The 17891-nt window shown below is 65.6% G+C and carries 15 protein-coding genes; 11 read left to right on the forward strand and 4 right to left on the reverse strand.

Features of this window, described 5'->3' with window-relative positions; genetic code table 11:
* The first annotated feature begins 82 nt into the window (after nt 1-82).
* Nucleotides 83-1357, forward strand: coding sequence for a flavin-dependent oxidoreductase (locus tag C7G42_RS22600; RefSeq protein WP_106951158.1), 1275 nt, complete (start codon nt 83-85; stop codon nt 1355-1357).
* 77 nt (nt 1358-1434) lie between these two features.
* On the opposite strand, the gene C7G42_RS22605 is transcribed toward C7G42_RS22600, so the two are convergent.
* Nucleotides 1435-1854 carry a PaaI family thioesterase gene (locus C7G42_RS22605; protein WP_106951159.1) on the reverse strand — a complete coding sequence of 140 codons (420 nt, stop codon included), beginning with the start codon at nt 1852-1854 and terminating at the stop codon, nt 1435-1437.
* A 236-nt stretch (nt 1855-2090) separates the two neighbouring features.
* Here C7G42_RS22605 and C7G42_RS22610 point away from each other — a divergent pair, with 236 nt between their 5' ends.
* A complete protein-coding gene (locus C7G42_RS22610; protein ID WP_106951160.1) occupies nt 2091-3839 on the forward strand; it encodes a sensor domain-containing diguanylate cyclase in 1749 nt (582 codons plus the stop codon).
* Nucleotides 3840-3841: 2 nt separating this feature from the next.
* On the opposite strand, the gene mutY is transcribed toward C7G42_RS22610, so the two are convergent.
* Nucleotides 3842-4939: an A/G-specific adenine glycosylase gene (mutY, locus tag C7G42_RS22615; RefSeq protein WP_199581078.1), complete on the reverse strand. Its 1098-nt coding sequence runs from the start codon at nt 4937-4939 to the stop codon at nt 3842-3844.
* Nucleotides 4940-5100: 161 nt separating this feature from the next.
* On the opposite strand from mutY, the gene C7G42_RS22620 reads away from it, so the two are divergent.
* The 9 genes from C7G42_RS22620 to C7G42_RS22660 all read left to right on the forward strand — a co-directional run bounded on the left by C7G42_RS22620 (nt 5101) and on the right by C7G42_RS22660 (nt 15124).
* Nucleotides 5101-5592, forward strand: coding sequence for a DUF721 domain-containing protein (locus tag C7G42_RS22620; RefSeq protein WP_106951451.1), 492 nt, complete (start codon nt 5101-5103; stop codon nt 5590-5592).
* Between the two features lie 139 nt (nt 5593-5731).
* A complete protein-coding gene (locus C7G42_RS22625; protein WP_106951162.1) occupies nt 5732-6388 on the forward strand; it encodes a DsbA family protein in 657 nt (218 codons plus the stop codon).
* A gap of 217 nt (nt 6389-6605) precedes the next feature.
* A complete protein-coding gene (gene smc / locus C7G42_RS22630; RefSeq protein WP_106951163.1) occupies nt 6606-10070 on the forward strand; it encodes a chromosome segregation protein SMC in 3465 nt (1154 codons plus the stop codon).
* Nucleotides 10071-10102: 32 nt separating this feature from the next.
* On the forward strand, nt 10103-11080 hold the full coding sequence (locus tag C7G42_RS22635; RefSeq protein ID WP_106951164.1) for a small ribosomal subunit Rsm22 family protein: 978 nt from the start codon (nt 10103-10105) through the stop codon (nt 11078-11080).
* Between the two features lie 139 nt (nt 11081-11219).
* On the forward strand, nt 11220-11780 hold the full coding sequence (locus C7G42_RS22640) for a LemA family protein (RefSeq protein WP_094975717.1): 561 nt from the start codon (nt 11220-11222) through the stop codon (nt 11778-11780).
* Between the two features lie 35 nt (nt 11781-11815).
* Complete coding sequence (locus C7G42_RS22645; protein ID WP_106951165.1) at nt 11816-13027, forward strand: M48 family metallopeptidase; 1212 nt, start codon at nt 11816-11818, stop codon at nt 13025-13027.
* Between the two features lie 195 nt (nt 13028-13222).
* Entirely contained in the window at nt 13223-13975 is a 753-nt protein-coding gene (locus tag C7G42_RS22650) for a P-loop NTPase family protein (protein WP_106951166.1), read from the forward strand.
* Nucleotides 13976-14036: 61 nt separating this feature from the next.
* Nucleotides 14037-14705, forward strand: coding sequence for a P-loop NTPase family protein (locus C7G42_RS22655; RefSeq protein ID WP_106951167.1), 669 nt, complete (start codon nt 14037-14039; stop codon nt 14703-14705).
* A gap of 86 nt (nt 14706-14791) precedes the next feature.
* Complete coding sequence (locus C7G42_RS22660) at nt 14792-15124, forward strand: GIY-YIG nuclease family protein (RefSeq protein WP_106951452.1); 333 nt, start codon at nt 14792-14794, stop codon at nt 15122-15124.
* Between the two features lie 3 nt (nt 15125-15127).
* Here the strand turns inward: C7G42_RS22660 and C7G42_RS22665 are convergent, their stop codons facing one another.
* Nucleotides 15128-15667, reverse strand: a complete 540-nt coding sequence (locus tag C7G42_RS22665) for an adenine phosphoribosyltransferase (RefSeq protein ID WP_106951168.1) — start codon at nt 15665-15667, stop codon at nt 15128-15130.
* Between the two features lie 9 nt (nt 15668-15676).
* A complete protein-coding gene (locus C7G42_RS22670) occupies nt 15677-17842 on the reverse strand; it encodes an anthranilate synthase component I (RefSeq protein ID WP_106951169.1) in 2166 nt (721 codons plus the stop codon).
* Between the last annotated feature and the right edge of the window lie 49 nt (nt 17843-17891).

Genomic DNA, 17891 nt, shown 5'->3' on the forward strand with positions numbered 1-17891 from the left:
GCCGTCCATAGGGGACGTCTTCGCAGTTGCCCACCGCCGCCCGGCTGTGCGAAGACGCCTTGAATCGAGGGGGGATTTTGTCATGACGGTACTCATCGCCGGTGGCGGCATCGGCGGCTTGACGCTCGCGCTCAGCCTGCACGGAGCCGGCGTTCCCGTGAAAGTGTTCGAGAGCGTCACCGAACTGAAGCCGCTCGGCGTCGGCATCAACGTGCTGCCGCATGCGGTCCGCGAGCTGATCGAGCTCGGGCTGCTGGACAAGCTCGATGCCAGCGGCGTGAGGACGCGCGAGCTCGCCTATTTCTCCAAGCACGGCAAGCCGATCTGGAGCGAGCCGCGCGGGCTTGACGCCGGTTACAAATGGCCGCAATTCTCGATCCATCGCGGCACCCTCCAGCAGATCCTGCTGGACACCGCGATAGAGCGGCTCGGCCGAGGCAACATCCTCACCAGCCATCATCTGACCGGTTGGACCGAAACCGCGAGCGGCGTGCGCGCCGACTTCATCGACAAGGCGACCGGCAAGGCCGCCGGGACCTACGACGGCGCGATCCTGATCGCCGCTGACGGCATCCATTCCGCCGTGCGCGAAAAGCTGTATCCGGGTGAAGGTCCGCCGATCTGGAACGGCCGCATCCTCTGGCGCGGCGTCACGCCGTCCAAGGCCTTCCTGACTGGCCGCACCATGATCATGGCCGGCCATGAGATCCTGAAATTCGTCTGCTATCCCATCAGCAAGGCGCCGGATGCAGCGGGCAACCATCTGATCAACTGGGTCGCCGAACGCCATATGCCGCCGACCTATCAATGGCGGCGCGAGGACTATAACCGCACCGCCCGCCTGGAAGAGTTCCTGCCCTGGTTCGAGAACTGGCAATTCGACTGGCTCGACGTGCCCGGCCTCATCAGAAACTGCCCGCACGCCTATGAATATCCGCTGGTCGACCGCGATCCGGTCTCGCAATGGACCTTCGGCAAGGTCACGCTGATGGGCGATGCCGCGCACCCGATGTACCCGATCGGCTCGAACGGCGCCTCGCAGGCCATCCTCGATGCCCGGACCATTACGCGCGAAATCCTCGCGCACGGCCCGACGCAGGCGGCGCTGCTCGCCTACGAGGCCGAGCGGAGGCCCGCGACCACCGACCTCGTCCTGCTCAACCGCAAGAACGGCCCCGAGCAGGTCATGCAACTCGTCGAGGAACGCGCGCCCGACGGCTACAAGGTCGTCACCGACGTGCTGTCGCAGCAAGAGCTGGAGAACATCGCAGCGAACTACAAGCGCGTCGCGGGATTCCAGGTCGAGGCGCTGAATGCGAAACCGCCGATCGTGAGTGCGGGCGCGCGCGCGGGCTAACACTTACAAAGCCGCGGGCTCCCTCTTCACCTCTCCCCGCAAGAACGGGGCGAGGGAGTGAGAGACGGGTGCCCGCTTTACCGCACCACCCGCGCCGCCTCCAGCAATCGCTCGCTCGCGCTTGCCGTTGCCAGCACCGTGCCGTCTTCAGCCATCAGCTTGGCCTCGACGAAGGCAATCGTCCTGCCGAGCTGCGTCACCTTCGCCTCGCCGACGATCGGACCGGGTTTCGCGGGGCTGAGGAAATTCACCGTCATGCTGATCGTCGAGGTGTAGAGCCGGCCCTCGCTCATCACCAGCACCGCCGGGCCCATGGTGTCGTCGAGCATGGCCGAGAGCATGCCGCCCTGGATGAAGCCGGCCGGATTGCAGAACTCCGGCTTGCCCTCGAAACCGAGCTTGATCCAGCCCTCCTCGGGGCGGGCATCGAGGAGACGCCATCCCAGCAATTCGGCGCAGGGCGGCCTTGGAAAATTGTCGAGCGCAGTCTTGACCATTCGGGGCTCCGTTGCCGGTCAGTCATAGCTGAGGCCTGCTGACAGCCTGATGTCAGCAGGCGACACCGCGCCGCAGCATGCCGCGGACACCGGAACTTCGCGAGCGATGCAGCGCTTTAGGTATTATCAACCAAGCGGCTTCACGACCGATTCAATACGATCCAATTGGGCAATCCGCCGGTAAGCGGTTGGCAGGTACCACATGGCATACGCGACGGTGAAACCGGAGCCTATTCATGCGAGCCCTCTTGCAGCAGGTCGGAAACCGCCTGCACGCGATTGAAGACCACTTAACCGTCAGGACGCAGATCGCTGCGGCCGTGGCTGTCATGTCCGTCGTGCTCGTCGGCACGCTCGCAGCCGGCGCCGCACTAATCAGCTATAGGAACACGGCCACTCTCATCGAGAGCAGCCTGACAGCGACTGCCGCCACGGCTTCAGGCCGGCTCGATCGGTTCATGGCGACGCGCCAACAGGAGATGAAGCTGTTCGCTGAGATGCAGCCGATGCAAACGCATTGGCAGGGGGATCCGGCCGCTTTGCGCAGTTCGCTGGAGAACCTCCAGCGCTCTTTTTCTGAATTCGCCTGGATTGGTTATGCCGACGTCAATGGCAACGTTGTCGCCGCCACCGGCGGCCTCCTGCAAGGCAAGTCCGTGGCCGAGCGCCCGTGGTTCAAGCAGGGGCTCGAAAGGATGGCTGTCGGTGACGTGCATGAGGCGGTGCTGCTCTCTTCACTACTGGCGCAGCGCGCCAATAACGAGCCCTACCGCTTCGTCGATATTGCCGTCCCCGTGCGTGACGTCCATGGCGATCTGCTCGGCGTGCTCGGCGGTCACCTGAACTGGGACTGGGCCACCAGCTTGATCAAAGACGTCGAAGCCAATGACGGCAACGCCGACGCGACCCTGTCGATCCTCAGTAAGGGCGGCATGGTCCTGCTGGGCCCGCAGAAACAGAGCATCCGCTACGGCGGCGATGAGCTCGCGCGCATCGTGAGAGCCGGCGCCGGCACATTCAGGGAAACCGAGAATGGCGAGCAAATGCTGACGGCTTTCCACGTCGGCAAGGGACATCGCGACTATCAGGGCCTGAACTGGATCGTCACCGCGACCCAGCCTGCGAGCGTGGCGCTCAAGGCCGCGATCTCGTCTGCGCAGATGATTTTGGCGATCGGCGCTGCGACGGCGCTGATCGCGCTGTCGCTGGCCGTTGTGGTCTCGCGAAGGATCGCAGCCCCGATCATCGCCCTGACGCGGGAGGCCGACCGCATCGGACGCGTCCACGGCCCGACCATGCTGGCCCGACAGAGCGGTTCGGCCGAGGTGGTGCAGCTCTCTCGCGCGTTGCGTTCGCTGCTGCGCCGCATCGGCCTTGCCGAGGAGCGCACAAAGGAAGCCGAGTTGCGCGCGACCGAGAACGCAATGCAGCTCCAGGAAGACATGTTGAAGCTGCGCCAGCTCGCCGAAACCGATTTTATGACCGGACTGATGAACCGCCGGTCTTTCCTCGCTGTCGCCGACGACGCGGTGGCGTTCTCCCGCCGCTACAAGCGCAACATGGCGACGCTGATGATCGACATCGATCATTTCAAGAAGATCAACGACACCCATGGCCATGCCGCCGGCGACGACGCCATCAAGCGCGTCGCCGAGATCGTCAGCCAGTCGATCCGGACCACTGACAAGGCGGCCCGCTTCGGCGGCGAGGAGTTCGTGGTGCTGCTGCGTGAGATCGATCAGGAGACCGCCATATTACTTGCCGACCGCATCCGAACATCTATTGGGGGCGCGAAAGTGACGCATGGCAATGTCGTTATTCCCATCACCGTTTCGGTCGGGCTCGCACTGTTCGACGAGAGCGACCGCGACGTGCAGGATGTAATCGAGCGCGCAGACCAGGGCCTCTATGTCGCAAAGACATCCGGGCGGAATCGTACTTTCCTGATGCCGGCGGAGGTCGAGCGCCCCGCGCGCGCCGCCTGAATTCAGTCGAGGGCGTGCGCGATCACCTTGCGCATGACATTGGGTAGCGCCTCATCGGCAAGAGTCGCGATCGGCACCCAGCGCATGCCCGCGGGGGCGCGGGTGCGGGCCACAGCCTTCGCCGTGTAGACCACCAGCTCCAGCGGGAAATGCGTAAAGACGTGGGTGACGACGCCCATTTTGCGCTGCCAGCGCGACAGCCCCTTCAGCGCTGGCGCCTGCAGCCTCGCCGCCGCGTCGTCCTGGCCGGCCAGCCAGTCCGAGCCGGGCACTTCGGTCATACCGCCGAGCAGGCCCTTTTCGGGCCGGCTGCGGACCAGCAGCTCCTCGCCGCGTGTGACGACGAAGGCCGCTCCGCGCCGCAACGTTCCGCTCTTCTTCGGTGCCTTGCGCGGAAAGGTCTCCTGCGTGCCCTGCAGGCGCGCCGTGCAATCCTCGTTCAGAGGACACAACGAGCAAGCCGGCTTCTTCGGCGTGCAGATCGAGGCCCCCAAATCCATCAGCGCCTGCGCGCTGTCGCCGGCGCGGGAGTTTGCAAGCAGCGTCGCCGCCAGCTGCTGTACCAGGGGTTTCGCCTGCGGGAGTTCATCTTCAACCGCAAAGAGCCGCGACACCACGCGCTCGATATTGCCGTCGACCGGCATGGTGTGGCGATCGAAGGCGATGGCGGCAATCGCCGCCGCCGTGTACGGCCCGATGCCCGGCAGCGCACGCAGCCCCTCCTCGGTGTCGGGAAAGCTGCCGCCCTGCTCGCGCGTCACCGCGACCGCGCAGGCGTACAGGTTACGCGCGCGCGAATAATAGCCGAGCCCGGCCCACATCCGCAGCACGTCGTCCTGCGAGGCGCGTCCGAGCGCGGTGACATCCGGCCAGCGCGCGACGAATTTTTCGAAATAAGGCCCGACCGCCTTTACCGTGGTCTGCTGCAGCATGATCTCCGAGAGCCAGACGCGGTAAGGGTCCGACGTCTCGCCGGGCGCCGCCCGCCAGGGTAATCGGCGGCGGTGGCGGTCGTACCATTGGAGCAGCAAGGTGGGGCGAGCCGAACCTGCCGACTGAACTGGTTCCGACTTGGCCTTACGCGCAGATTTCGGGTTCATGTTTTTACTGTAACGACCTCCCGCCGATCTCTCCACGTCCTGCCCGCGCTCGTCGCGGGCATCCACGTTTTTCTTCGAGGGAAGAACGTGGATGGCCGGGACAAGCCAGGCCATGACGACGACCAGCCTGCCGATCGCGCGCGAGAGTGCTATAAGGCCCCATGTCCAAATACCCTCCAAAGCCCGGCCCCATCAGCGCCAAGCCGCTGGGCGTCCTGCTCAACGACGTTTTTGCCGAGGCCTATGCCAAGCAGGGCTTTGCGGCGCGCGAGCTGGTGACGCGGTGGGCGCAGATTGCAGGTCCCGAGATCGCCGCCCATGCCGAGCCCCTGAAGATGCAATGGCCGCGCCCGGTAGAGGGCCAGCCGCAGGAACCGGCGACCCTGGTGCTGCGGGTGGAGGGGCCGATGGCGCTGGAAATCCAGCATTCCGCCGACATCATCCTGGAGCGGGTCAACCGTTTCTTCGGCTGGAGCGCGGTCGGCAAGCTCGCCTTCCGCCAGGCTCCCCTGTCGCGCGTCAGGCGGCCGGTGCGGCCGAGCCCGCCCGATCCCAAATCGGTGGCCAAGGTGGCGGAGAGCCTGGGCGACATCGAAGATGAACAACTCAAGACGGCGCTGGCGCGGCTGGGGGCCGCCATCAAGCGAAATTGAGCCTTATTTCGCGGTCAATCTGGACCCGCCTCCGCCGCTCGCCATTGCCTCAAGCTACGTTTCAAGCTAGCGACAGACCGCCTGGGCGGGAACTTGATAGACCCCTGGGGCGACATTTTTGCCAATTCGGGAGCCGACCGTGATCATCACCCGCCGCGCCTTCACCACGATGCTGTCGCTGACAGGGCTTGCCGCGCTCGCCGGGCTCTCGCCGCTGCAGTTCATATCCGAGGCCATGGCGCAGTCGGCCGGCGACGTCGCCAAGCCGGTGTCGCTGCCCGACATGGCGCTCGGCCCCAACGACGCCGCCGTCACCATCACCGAATACGCCTCGATGACCTGCCCGCACTGCGCCGCCTTCAATGAGCAGGTGTTCCCGAAGATCAAGAAGGAATACATCGACACCGGCAAGGTGCGTTACATCTTCCGCGAGTTCCCGCTCGACATCAAAGCTGCCGCCGGCTCGATGCTGTCGCGCTGCATCGCCAATGGCGACGGACCGAAATACTTCGCGGTCACCGACATGCTGTTCCGCCAGCAGAACGACTGGGTGGTGAAGAACACCACCGAGACCCTGACGCGGATCGGCAAACAGGCCGGCCTCACCCAGCAGCAGGTCGAGGCCTGCCTGAAGGATCAGGCGCTGCTCGACAAGATCGCCGCCGACCAGAAATATGCCAGCGACGTGCTCAAGGTGGATTCGACGCCGACCTTCTTCATCAACGGCGAGAAGATCAAGGGCGAGACCTCGTTCGAGGAGTTCGCCAAGAAGATCAATCCGCTGCTGAAGAGCTGATTCGCTCGTCAAGATCCTGATTCGCATCTCGAAAGCCGTATCTTTCCCGGCATAAATCCCTTGGGAAAAGCGGCTTTCGCCGGTTGCCCTCGCGGCGCACCGCGGCCATTGTCCAGCCGCATGAGGCGCCTCGCGCGACTCGCCCGGATAGCGGCATTGCCTTCCATGGTAGTGTCCCGGCAGGGGGATTCGCGCCTGCCAACAGAGATGCGTGCTTATGAAAATCACCCGCCTGCGCCTTCACGGCTTCAAGTCCTTCGTTGAGCCCACGGACTTCGTAATCGAGCCCGGCCTGACCGGCGTGGTCGGACCCAACGGCTGCGGCAAGTCGAATCTCGTCGAGGCGCTGCGCTGGGCGATGGGCGAGACTTCGTACAAGTCGCTGCGCGCCGCCGACATGGATGCGGTGATCTTCGCCGGCTCCGGCAACCGTCCCGCGCGCAACCACGCCGAAGTGACGATGACGATCGACAATGCCGATCGCACCGCGCCGGCGGCGATGAACGACAGCCAGCTGCTCGAAATCTCCCGCCGCATCGAGCGCGAGGCCGGCTCGGTCTATCGCATCAACGGCCGCGACGTGCGCGCCCGCGACGTGCAGATCCTGTTCGCCGACGCCGCCACCGGTGCGCGTTCGCCCGCCCTCGTCCACCAGGGCAAGATCGGCGAGATCATCCAGGCCAAGCCCGAGCAGCGCCGCCGCGTGCTGGAAGACGCCGCTGGTGTCGCCGGTCTGCACGCCCGTCGCCACGAAGCCGAGCTGCGGCTGAAGGCGGCTGAAACCAACCTCACCCGCGTCGAGGACGTGATCGGCCAGCTCGCAGGCCAAATGGAAGGCCTGAAGAAGCAGGCTCGCCAGGCCGTGCGCTACCGCGAAGTCGCGGCCAAGGTCCGCAAAGCCGAAGCCACGCTGTTTCATCTGCGCTGGATCGGCGCCCATGCCGACGTCAACGAATCCGGCCAGACCCACGATCTCGCGGTGCGCGAGATGGCCGAGCGTACCCAGCACCAGGCCGAAGCCGCCCGCATCCAGGCCATTCGCGCCGCCGAAATGCCGGCGCTGCGCGATGCCGAGGCGCGCGCCGCGGCCGGGCTGCAGCGTCTCACCAATGCCCGCGAGCTGCTCGACCGCGAGGAGGAGCGCGCCAAGGAGCGCGTCGCCGAGCTCGAGCGCCGCCTCGCCCAGTTCGAAGGCGACATCTCCCGCGCCCAGCAGCAGACCATGGACGCCGACGTCGCGCTGCAGCGGCTCGACAGCGAAGATTCCGAGCTGAAGGAAGAGATCAAGTCGCGCGTCGAGAAGCGCTCCGGCGTCGACGAGCGCGTCGGCGAAGCAGAGGCGGTGCTGACCGAAACCGAACAGCAATTCGCCGAACTCACCACAGCGCTCGCCGACCTCACCGCCAAGCGCAACCAGCTCGAGGCCAACGTCCGCACCCACCGCGACAAGCTGGCCCGGCTCGACCAGGAGATCGCGAACGTCGCGGCCGAAGAGCAGAAGCTTGCCGCCGAGACCGGCGGCTTCGGCGATCTCGACGAGCTGACCGCGCTGGTCGAAACCGCGGAAGAGACGCTCGCGGCTTCCGAAGCCGCAGCGCAGGCGAGCGAAGCCGCGCACGTCGCGGCGCGCCAGACGCTGGAATCCTCGCGCTCGCCGCTGGTCGAGGCCGACAAGCGCGCGCAGCGGCTCGAAACCGAGGCGCGCACGATCTCCAAGATCCTCAACGGCGAGACCAAGAATCTGTGGCCGCCGATCATCGACGGCATCACCGTCGACAAGGGTTTTGAGAAGGCGATCGGCGCAGCGCTCGGCGACGATCTCGATGCGCCAATCGATCCGTCGGCGCCGATGCGCTGGACCAATGTCGGGCACACCGACGGCGATCCGGAGCTGCCCGAAGGCGCCGTGCCGCTCGCCAATCATGTGCAGGCGCCGGCCGAGCTGACGCGCCGTCTGGCCCAGATCGGCGTGGTGCCGCGCGAGCGCGGCGCCGAGCTGGTGTCGCAACTCAGGACCGGCCAGCGGCTGGTCTCGCCCGAAGGCGACGTCTGGCGCTGGGACGGCTTCGTCGCCGCAGCCCACGCCCCGACCGGTGCCGCACGGCGCCTCGCCGAGCGCGCCCGTCTCGTCGACATCGAGAACGAGCTGGAGCAGGCCCGCATCGACGCACAGATCAAGCGTCAGGCCCTGGAGAACGCCGAGTCCGAGCTGCAGATGGCAGCGAGCACCGAAGGCGCCAGCCGTGAAGCCTGGCGCGCCGCGCAGCGCGAGCTCAATGTCGCGCGCGAGCGTCACGCCACCGCCGAGCGCGAGATCAGCCGTCACGCCGCGCGCAAGGCGACGCTGTCGGAAGCGCACAGCCGTCTCGCCGCCGACCGCGCCGAGGCCGAGGCCGCCTACGAATATGCCGAAGCCGGCATCTCCGAGCTGCCGTCGAGCGAGGACACCGAAACCCGCCTCGCCGCGGTCCGCAGCGACATCGAAGGCCATCGCCGTATGGCGGCCCAGGTCCGCGCCGAGGCGCAGGCGCTGGCGCGCGAGGCCGAGCTTGCCGACCGCCGCGTCCAGGCGATCCTGGCCGAACGCACGGAGTGGCAGAACCGCAAGGAGAGCGCGGCCTCCCACATCGACACCATCCAGGCCCGCATCGCCGAGCTCACGATCGAGCGCAGCGAGCTCGAAAACGCGCCCGCCGTGTTCGCCGAAAAGCGCAGCGCGCTGATCACCGAGATCGAATACGCCGAGAACGACCGCCGCATGGCCGCCGACGCGCTCGCTACCGCGGAGAGCGCGATGGCCGAGACCGACCGCGTCGCCAAGCTGACGCTGGAGGCGCTCTCCAGCTCGCGCGAGGCCACCGCCCGTGCCGAGGAGCGCATGGAAGGCGCGCGGCGCCGGCTCGAGGACATCGAGCGCGAGATCCGCGACATGCTGGAAGTCGAGCCGCAGGCCGTCGCAGGTCTGGCCGAGATCGAGCCCGGCGCGGAGCTGCCGCCGCTGCACGACATCGAGGAAGACCTCGAAAAGATGCGCCGCGACCGCGAGCGCCTCGGCGCCGTCAATCTGCGCGCTGAGGAAGAGCTGCGCGAGGTCGAGACCCAGCATAACGGTCTGGTCACCGAGCGCGACGACCTGGTCGAAGCCATCAAGCGGCTGCGCCAGGGTATCCAGAGCCTCAACAAGGAGGCGCGCGAGCGGCTCTTGACCTCGTTCGAGGTCGTCAACAACCACTTCAAGCGCCTGTTCGTCGAGCTGTTCGGCGGCGGCGAAGCCGCGCTGCACCTGATCGAGAGCGATGACCCGCTCGAAGCCGGCCTCGAAATCATCGCAAAACCGCCGGGCAAGAAGCCGCAGACGCTGTCGCTGCTCTCGGGCGGCGAGCAGGCGCTGACCGCTATGGCGCTGATCTTCGCGGTGTTCCTCACCAACCCTTCGCCGATCTGCGTGCTGGACGAAGTCGACGCGCCGCTCGACGACCACAACGTCGAACGGTACTGCAACCTGCTGCACGAGATGACCAGCTCGACCGATACGCGCTTCATCATCATCACGCACAATCCGATCACGATGGCGCGGATGAACCGGCTGTTCGGCGTCACCATGGCCGAACGCGGCGTCTCGCAGCTGGTGTCGGTCAGCCTGTCCGAGGCGGTGGACATTCTCGACCAGAACGTGGCGTGATACGGCTGGCCCAGAAATGACGGTGGGCGAACATGATCTCGCCCACCCTTCCCGCTGAACTCAAGGCCGCCCTCGACGGCAAGCTTCAGGGCTTCTCGCGCACCGAGGCCGCACAGCGCTCGCAGAAGATCTCGACCACCTATCGCTCAGGCGGCGGCTCGGGCTCCATCAAGTCCGATGCCGATGCCCTCGCCTATGCGCTCGCGCGCATGCCGGCGACCTATGCGGCCGTGGCGGCCAGCCTGAATGCGCTGACCGAGATCGCGCCCAATCTTACCCCGGAAACGCTGCTTGACGTCGGCGCGGGCCCGGGCACCGCGAGTTGGGCCGCCGCCGAGGCGTTTCCGTCGCTGCAGGATTTTACACTGCTCGATGCCAACGCCACGCTAAGCCGGCTCGCGCTTGAACTCGCACGCGACAGCTCGCGGCTGGCGGAGTGCCGTTATCTGCCCGGCGATGCCGGCGGCAACCTCATCGAGGTCGCGCGGGCCGATCTCGTCGTGGCCAGCTACATCATCGGCGAGCTCGGCGAGGCCGATCAGCGCAAGCTCGCGGACGCCATGTGGGCCAAGGCGCGCCGTGCCCTGATCGTGATCGAGCCGGGCACGCCGGCCGGCTATGCGCGTATCCTCGCGCTGCGCCAGCAACTCATCGCAGCGGGCGCTTACGTCGCCGCGCCCTGCCCGCACGAAAAGCCCTGCCCGCTCATCGCGCCCGACTGGTGCCATTTCAGCCAGCGTTTGCCGCGCTCGCAGGCCCATCGCCAGATCAAGGGCGCCGACGTGCCGTTCGAGGACGAGCGCTTCATCTACGTCGCCCTGACCCGCACGCCGCCCACAACGCGCGCCGCGCGCGTGCTGGCGCCGCCGGATGTCGGCAAGGCCGAGATCACCGCCAAGCTCTGCACCGAGGACGGTGTCGCTATCACGAGGGTGCCTCGCCGCGACAAGGCTGCCTATGCTGGGGCGCGCCGCTGGCGCTGGGGTGACGCTGTTCTGTCCGAAAGTTAACCATCGTTCGCCGCTTTTGCCTTGAACTCGGATGGCTCCCGATCCGACCAAATCCTACCTCCCCTCTGCGCAGGGGCTCTCGCTCCGCGCCAATTTGGTTTACCCTAGCGCCCGCCTCTTCCCCCTTCAGGAGTTCTCCATGTCGACCGGCTGGATCGTTCTCGGCGTCGTCGTCGTTCTCGTGTTCCTGGCGTTCAGCGCCTACAACCGGCTGGTGGCGCTGAGCCAGCGGGTCGGCCAGGCCTTTGCCGATATCGACGTGCAGCTCAAGCAGCGCCACGATCTGATCCCGAACCTGGTCGAGACCGTGAAGGGCTACGCCTCGCATGAGCGCGGCACGCTCGACGACGTCATCAAGGCGCGCAATTCGGCGATGTCGGCGCAGGGCCCGGCGCAGGTGTCCGCGGCCGAGAACCAACTCTCCGGCGCGCTCGGCCGGCTGATCGCGCTGTCGGAGGCCTATCCCGACCTCAAGGCCAACGCCAATTTCCAGCAGCTCGCATCCGAACTCTCCGACCTCGAGAACAAGATCGCGGCCAGCCGCCGCTTCTTCAACAACGCCGTCCAGGAATACAACACCGGCATCCAGCAGATGCCCGCCGCGCTGTTCGCCGGCATGTTCGGCTTCACCAAGAAGGACTTCTTCGATCTCGGCGCCAGCCGCACCGAAGTCGAAGCAGCGCCGCAGGTGAAATTCTGAAGTTGAGCCGATAGGCCGGCAGGGCACCCCGCGTCATGGCCGCGTATGGTCTCTACACGCACATTGCCTCGAACAAGTTTCGTTCGGTGCTGCTGCTCGCCGGCCTGTTCGCGCTGGTCTACGTGCTGGTCTATGCCGGCGCGCTGGTCGCAGAAGTCTTCAGCAACGGCAATGAGACCGTCGTCTATTATCTGAGGCGCGCCCTCCACGATCTGATCGTGGCCGCACCGGTTGCGACGATCGTGGCGGCGGTTTGGGTCGTGATCGCCTATTTCTTCCACCAGTCGATGATCGACGCGGTGACCGGCGGCCACGACGTCACGAGGCAGGAGGAGCCGCGGCTCTACAATCTGCTGGAAAACCTCTGCATCTCGCGCGGCATCACCATGCCGAGGCTGAAGATCATGGAGAGCCCGGCGCTGAACGCATTCGCGACCGGCCTCAATCCCAGGCAATATTCCATCACCGTGACCACGGGTCTCCTCAGCGCGCTGAACGACAAGGAGATCGAGGCGGTGCTGGGCCACGAGCTGACCCACATCAAGAACGGCGACGTGCAGCTGATGGTGGTCGCCGTCATCATCGCCGGCGTGGTCGGCTTCTTCGGCGAGTTGTTCTTCCGCCTGTTCGCGAACTCCAACTGGGGCTCCGGCTTGGGCTCGTGGTCCTCGGGATCCTCCTCCTCATCCCGCTCGTCCTCGAGCGACAACAAGAATTCCGGCGGCGGCGCCGTGATCGTGATCATCATCGCGATCGTGCTGATCGTGGTGGCCTGGCTGCTGTCCCAGGTGGTCAAGCTCGCTTTGTCGCGGTCGCGCGAATATCTCGCCGACGCAGGCTCCGTCGAGCTGACGAAAGATCCCGATGCGATGATCTCCGCACTGCGCAAGATCGAGAATCGCGGCGAGCTGCCCGGCGCGACCTCGGCCGTGATGGAGCTCTGCGTCGACAATCCTCGCGAGGGCTTTGCCGATCTGTTCGCGACCCACCCGTCCGTGCAATCCCGGGTCGACGCGCTGGTCAAGTTTGCCGGCGGCCGCGATCCCGGCCCGCTGCCGCCGCCCGGAGACGAGACTGACGAGCCGGAGCCGCAGACCGACCAGCCCGATGCGCCGCCGCCGGTGACGAAGGGACCGTGGAACGACGCTGGTAGCTCGGCTGGTCCGCCACCCGTGCCCTCACCCGGCCCCGCCGGAACCGCAGCAGGAAGCCCCATCAATCCGATGGGCCCCTGGGGCCGCCATTGAGTGCGTCATTTACCTCCAGCGCGCTTCAAGTTTTATGGGGCTGGGAAAAATTTCGGGAATCGCCGTATCGGCATGCCGAGGAATTGAATTCTCCCTTGTTTCTGCCATGTTCGCGCCCAACAGCAGACTCGGGACATCGATTTGGGGCCCGGCCGATTGCGACCTCGCGATCGGAGGGCGCGTTAGGGGACAGCAATGGCAAAGCCGGCAGTGGTTGTGGTGGGCGCGGACAAGGGCGGGGTCGGCAAGACCACGGTATCGCGCACCCTGCTCGATTATTTTTCCGCCAACAACGTGCCGACGCGCGCGTTCGACACAGAGTCGCCGCGCGGAACGCTGAAGCGCTTCCACCCCGACATCACCGAGATCGTCGACATGACGACGACGGCCGATCAGATGAAGATCTTCGACACGCTGAACGCAACAAGCCCGTCGGTCACCGTGATCGACGTCCGCGCCGGCCTGCTTTCGCCGGCGCTGGCCTCGCTCCGCGACATCGGCTTCCTGGACGCCGCCAAGGCCGGCCAGATCACCTTCGCGGTGTTCCACATCCTCGGCCCCTCGATCGCCTCACTGGACGAGATCGCCGAGACCGCGGGCTTCATGGGCGGCGCGAAATATTTCCTGGTGAAGAACTTCATCAACGACACCCAGTTCTTCCAGTGGGACCAGGCGACCTACCAATCGTATTTCAACCGGATCAAGGACGCGACCGAGCTGACCATCCCAAAGCTCAACGAAATGGCCTATGAGCAGGTCGAAGTCTCGTCCGTCCCGTTCCTGAAGTTCGTTGCCAACAAGGGCATCAACGACGAGGCCGCGAATTATTCGTTTGTGCTGCGCGGCTATGTCCGGCACTGGCTGGCGAACGTCTGGAGCGAGTTCGACCGGATCCGCCTGACCGATATCGTCGGGTCGAAAGCCACGACCCGCAACAGCGAAAAATAGTTGCGCGGTCCGGGCCGATACGGCTGGATTGGGGCGGTGAGTTCGCTCAGATAGAGCCGCAATGCCCGCAACGCCCGTCTACATCATCTGCTCGCCCCGCCCGCAGGTCGGCAAGACGCTGCTGGCGCGGCTGCTTGCCGAATTTCTGCTGCTCAAGAACGGCAACGTCGCGGCCTTCGACGTCAATCTGAAGGAACCGTCGCTGCTGGACTACCTGCCAAAGATCACGGAGACCGCCGACGTCATCGACACCTACGGCAAGATGCAGCTGATGGACCGCGTCATCGTCGATGACGGCGTCGCCAAGGTGATTGATCTCGGCTTCCACGCCTTCGACGAGTTCTTCAAGATGGCCGACGAGATCGGCCTGCTGAAGGAGGCCGCCCGTCGCCATGTCGCACCACAGATCCTGTTCGTCGCCGACACCGACCGCGCCTCGGCCCGCGCTCACGAGATGCTGCGCGGGCGGATCCCGCGGATGAATCTGATCACGGTGGACAACGAATACGTCATTCGGGGCGAGCTGCCGGCCGCGATGGCCGGCGGCCGCCTGTTCCGTCTGCCCGCATTGCCCGGCTTCCTCAAGACCTATGTCGACCGACTGAACTTCTCCTTCACCGGCTATCTGCGCCAGGAAAAGGACGCCTCGACCGAGCTGCACCAATGGACCCGGCGGAATTACTTTGCCTTCCGCGAGCTCGAACTCAGCCTGATTCTGCAGAGATCCTAGATAATTTTACCCGGATAATATTGACTGCGAGCTGGAGCGGGCTTATTGAGGCGGGCATGCGTATCCCCGCAGCAGGGACCGTCACCGTGAGCATCGACCGAAAAGCAGCGATCGCCGCCTACAAGGAGCGAAAGATCATCGCGGGCATCTATGTCGTCCGCTGTGCGGCCACCGGCGAAGCCTGGGTCGGACAGGCCCCCAACCTGGAGACGATCCAGAACCGCATCTGGTTCTCGCTACGCCAGGGCAGCCACACCTGCCGCAGCCTCCAGGCTGCCTGGAATGCACATGGCGAGGCCGGCCTGACTTTTGGCGAATGCGAGCGTCTGGAGGACGAAGAGAGCAGCTACGTCCGGAACGCGCTCCTGAAGGAGCGCATGCAGCATTGGCTGGCGGAGCTGAAGGCCGAGGCGATCTGACTCTCAGTGCCCTTCAAACGTCATCAGCGTGCGCACCGGCACGTCCATGGCGCGCAGCTTTGCGGCGCCGCCGAGCTCGGGCAGGTCGATGATGAAACAGGCCGCGACGACGTTGGCGCCGATCTGGCGCAAGAGCTTGACCGCGCCCTCGGCGGTGCCGCCGGTGGCGACGAGATCGTCGACCAGGATCACGCGCTCGCCCGGCGAGATGGCGTCGACATGCATCTCCATCTCGTCGATGCCGTATTCGAGTGAGTAGGCGATGCGCACGGTGGTGTGCGGCAGCTTGCCCTTCTTGCGGATCGGCACGAAACCGGCCGAGAGCTGGTGCGCCACCGCGCCGCCGATGATGAAGCCGCGCGCTTCCATGCCGGCAACCTTGTCGATCTTGTTGCCGGCCCAGGGATTGACGAGCTCGTCGACCGCGCGGCGGAAGGCGCGCGCATCAGCAAGCAGGGTCGTGATGTCACGGAACATGATCCCCGGCTTGGGATAGTCGGGAATGGTGCGGACGCTTGCCTTAATATCGTGGTCAAAGGTCATTGGTGCCTCTCAATCAACGCGCGCATCCAGCCGGAACGCATTCTCGACAATCTTCAAGCCCACCTCATTGCCGAGCGACATCAGCGATTCCGGGTGGAATTGCACGCCGGCAACAGGCAGCGTCTTGTGCTCCAGCGCCATGGCGACGCCGTCCTCGGTGCTGGCGGTGACGGACAGAACCTCCGGCATGCTGTCGCGCTCGACATAGAGCGAGTGATAGCGGCCGATGACGATCTCGTTTGGCAGATTGCGCATCAGCCGCCCGCCGCGCACCTGCACCCGCGAGGGCCGGCCATGGGCCGGATGGGTGAGCTGGCCGAGCTCGCCGCCGAAATATTCGCCGATCGCCTGCACGCCGAGGCAGACGCCGAACACCGGCAGCTTCTTCTCCAGCGCCGCATCGATGGTCTTCTTGATCCCGAAATCCTCAGGCCTGCCGGGACCGGGCGACAGCACCAGCAAGTCCCAGCTCTTCTGCTTGAGCATGTCGAGCGCGTGGACATGGCGGACCACGGTGACGTCGGCGCCGACCTGGCGGAAATAATCGGCGAGCATGTGCACGAAGCTGTCGTCGTGATCGATCAGCAGCACCCGCTTGCCCGAACCGGTCGCATCGGGCGCAAAGGTCGACAGCGGCTTCGGCGGATCGCCGCGCAGCGCCTGGAACAGCGCGGCGGCCTTGACCTGGCACTCGCGGTCTTCAGCGGCCGGATCGGAATCGAACAGGCAGGTGGCGCCGACGCGCACTTCGGCCAGACCATCCTTCATGCGGATGGTGCGGATGGTCAGGCCGGTATTGATGCTGCCGTCGAAATTCACCGCGCCGATCGCGCCGGCATACCAGCGCCGCGGCGAGCGCTCGTGATCCTCGACGAACTGCATCGCCCACAGCTTTGGCGCGCCTGTCACAGTGACGGCCCAGGCATGGGTGAGGAAGGCATCGAGCGCGTCGAAGCCGGGGCGCAGCATGCCTTCGACATGATCGACGGTGTGGAAGAGTTTCGAGTAGGTCTCGATCTGGCGGCGCGCCAGCACTTTGATCGTTCCGGGGACGCAGACGCGCGCCTTGTCGTTGCGGTCGACGTCGGTGCACATGTTGAGCTCGAACTCGTCCTTCTCCGAGTTCAGGAGCTGGCGGATCTGTTCGGCGTCGCCGATCGCATCGCTGCCGCGCGCGATGGTGCCCGAGATCGGGCAGGTCTCGACGCGGCGTCCGTCCGAGCGCACGAACATTTCCGGCGAGGCGGAGACTAGATACTCGCCCTCGCCGAGATTCATCAGCGCGCCGTAAGGCGACGGATTAATGACGCAGAGGCGCTGGAAAACTTCGGCCGGTGAGCGTTCGCAGGGCTCGGCAAACAGCTGTCCCGGTACCGCCTCGAACAAATCGCCGCGGGCGAAGGCCGCGCGCGCGGTCTCGACCGTAGCCTGATATTCGCCGGGGGCGTGATCGGCAAAACCCTGCCGCGGCGTCTTCAGATACGGACTCTCGGCGGTCTCCCGCGGCAGGCCCTCGGTGGAATTACCCTTCCACGCAAAGTCGTATGAGAGCACCACGCCGCGGCCGGTGGCGCGGTCATAGGCCAGCAGGCGATCGGGCACATAGAGCACGATGTCGCGCTGGTCGCTCTCTCGTGCGCGCTTCTGCACGAGGTCCTCGATCTGGAACACGAGGTCGTAGGCGAAGGCGCCGAACAGGCCGAGAAGCCCGTCGTCATTGGCGGAAAAGGCTGCGATGATGTCGCGCACCAGCGACATCACGCTGGCGCGGCGCGTGCGCTGATCCTCATCAACAGGCGAATCGCCGCGGATGATATGGCCGGCAAGGCGCGTAGGCGTCTTCTCGGAGATCACGACGCAGGGCTCGCGCAGCACATCGGCCAGGAAGGCGATCAGCACGTGCCCGCGCTCGTTCAGCGCTTCCAGCCTGAAATTGACGCCAGTGGTTTCGAGCTTGAGCGGCGGATCGGAGAAGCCGAGGTCAAAGCTCTCGTAGCGGCCGGGCACGGTCGTGCCCGAGGACAGCACCACGCCGCGGCGGCGGTCGAGCAGATTGATAAGGTCGTCGAGCCTGTTGGCGCCGCCGGTAAACTGCTCCGCCACGCGCGTGATAGCCAAACCCGCGCGGGTCAAATAATCGCTTCTGGCCGGGAGGGCAAAGACGGTCCTGTTCATGTCGTCCTCTTACGAAACTTGCCGAGGAAACGCCACACAGGACAAACGA

The sequence above is a fragment of the Bradyrhizobium sp. MOS003 genome (genome assembly GCF_003020125.1).
Classification (GTDB): domain Bacteria; phylum Pseudomonadota; class Alphaproteobacteria; order Rhizobiales; family Xanthobacteraceae; genus Bradyrhizobium.

Bases quoted from the DNA above. Each gene is read 5' to 3' on its own strand.
- C7G42_RS22665 (WP_106951168.1), bottom strand. From the start codon at position 15,667: ATGACCTTTGACCACGATATTAAGGCAAGCGTCCGCACCATTCCCGAC.
- C7G42_RS22655 (WP_106951167.1), top strand. From the start codon at position 14,037: ATGCCCGCAACGCCCGTCTACATCATCTGCTCGCCCCGCCCGCAGGTC.
- C7G42_RS22670 (WP_106951169.1), bottom strand. From the start codon at position 17,842: ATGAACAGGACCGTCTTTGCCCTCCCGGCCAGAAGCGATTATTTGACC.
- C7G42_RS22650 (WP_106951166.1), top strand. From the start codon at position 13,223: ATGGCAAAGCCGGCAGTGGTTGTGGTGGGCGCGGACAAGGGCGGGGTC.
- C7G42_RS22605 (WP_106951159.1), bottom strand. From the start codon at position 1,854: ATGGTCAAGACTGCGCTCGACAATTTTCCAAGGCCGCCCTGCGCCGAA.
- C7G42_RS22600 (WP_106951158.1), top strand. From the start codon at position 83: ATGACGGTACTCATCGCCGGTGGCGGCATCGGCGGCTTGACGCTCGCG.
- C7G42_RS22635 (WP_106951164.1), top strand. From the start codon at position 10,103: ATGATCTCGCCCACCCTTCCCGCTGAACTCAAGGCCGCCCTCGACGGC.
- mutY (WP_199581078.1), bottom strand. From the start codon at position 4,939: ATGAACCCGAAATCTGCGCGTAAGGCCAAGTCGGAACCAGTTCAGTCG.
- C7G42_RS22645 (WP_106951165.1), top strand. From the start codon at position 11,816: ATGGCCGCGTATGGTCTCTACACGCACATTGCCTCGAACAAGTTTCGT.
- C7G42_RS22620 (WP_106951451.1), top strand. From the start codon at position 5,101: ATGTCCAAATACCCTCCAAAGCCCGGCCCCATCAGCGCCAAGCCGCTG.
- C7G42_RS22610 (WP_106951160.1), top strand. From the start codon at position 2,091: ATGCGAGCCCTCTTGCAGCAGGTCGGAAACCGCCTGCACGCGATTGAA.
- C7G42_RS22640 (WP_094975717.1), top strand. From the start codon at position 11,220: ATGTCGACCGGCTGGATCGTTCTCGGCGTCGTCGTCGTTCTCGTGTTC.
- smc (WP_106951163.1), top strand. From the start codon at position 6,606: ATGAAAATCACCCGCCTGCGCCTTCACGGCTTCAAGTCCTTCGTTGAG.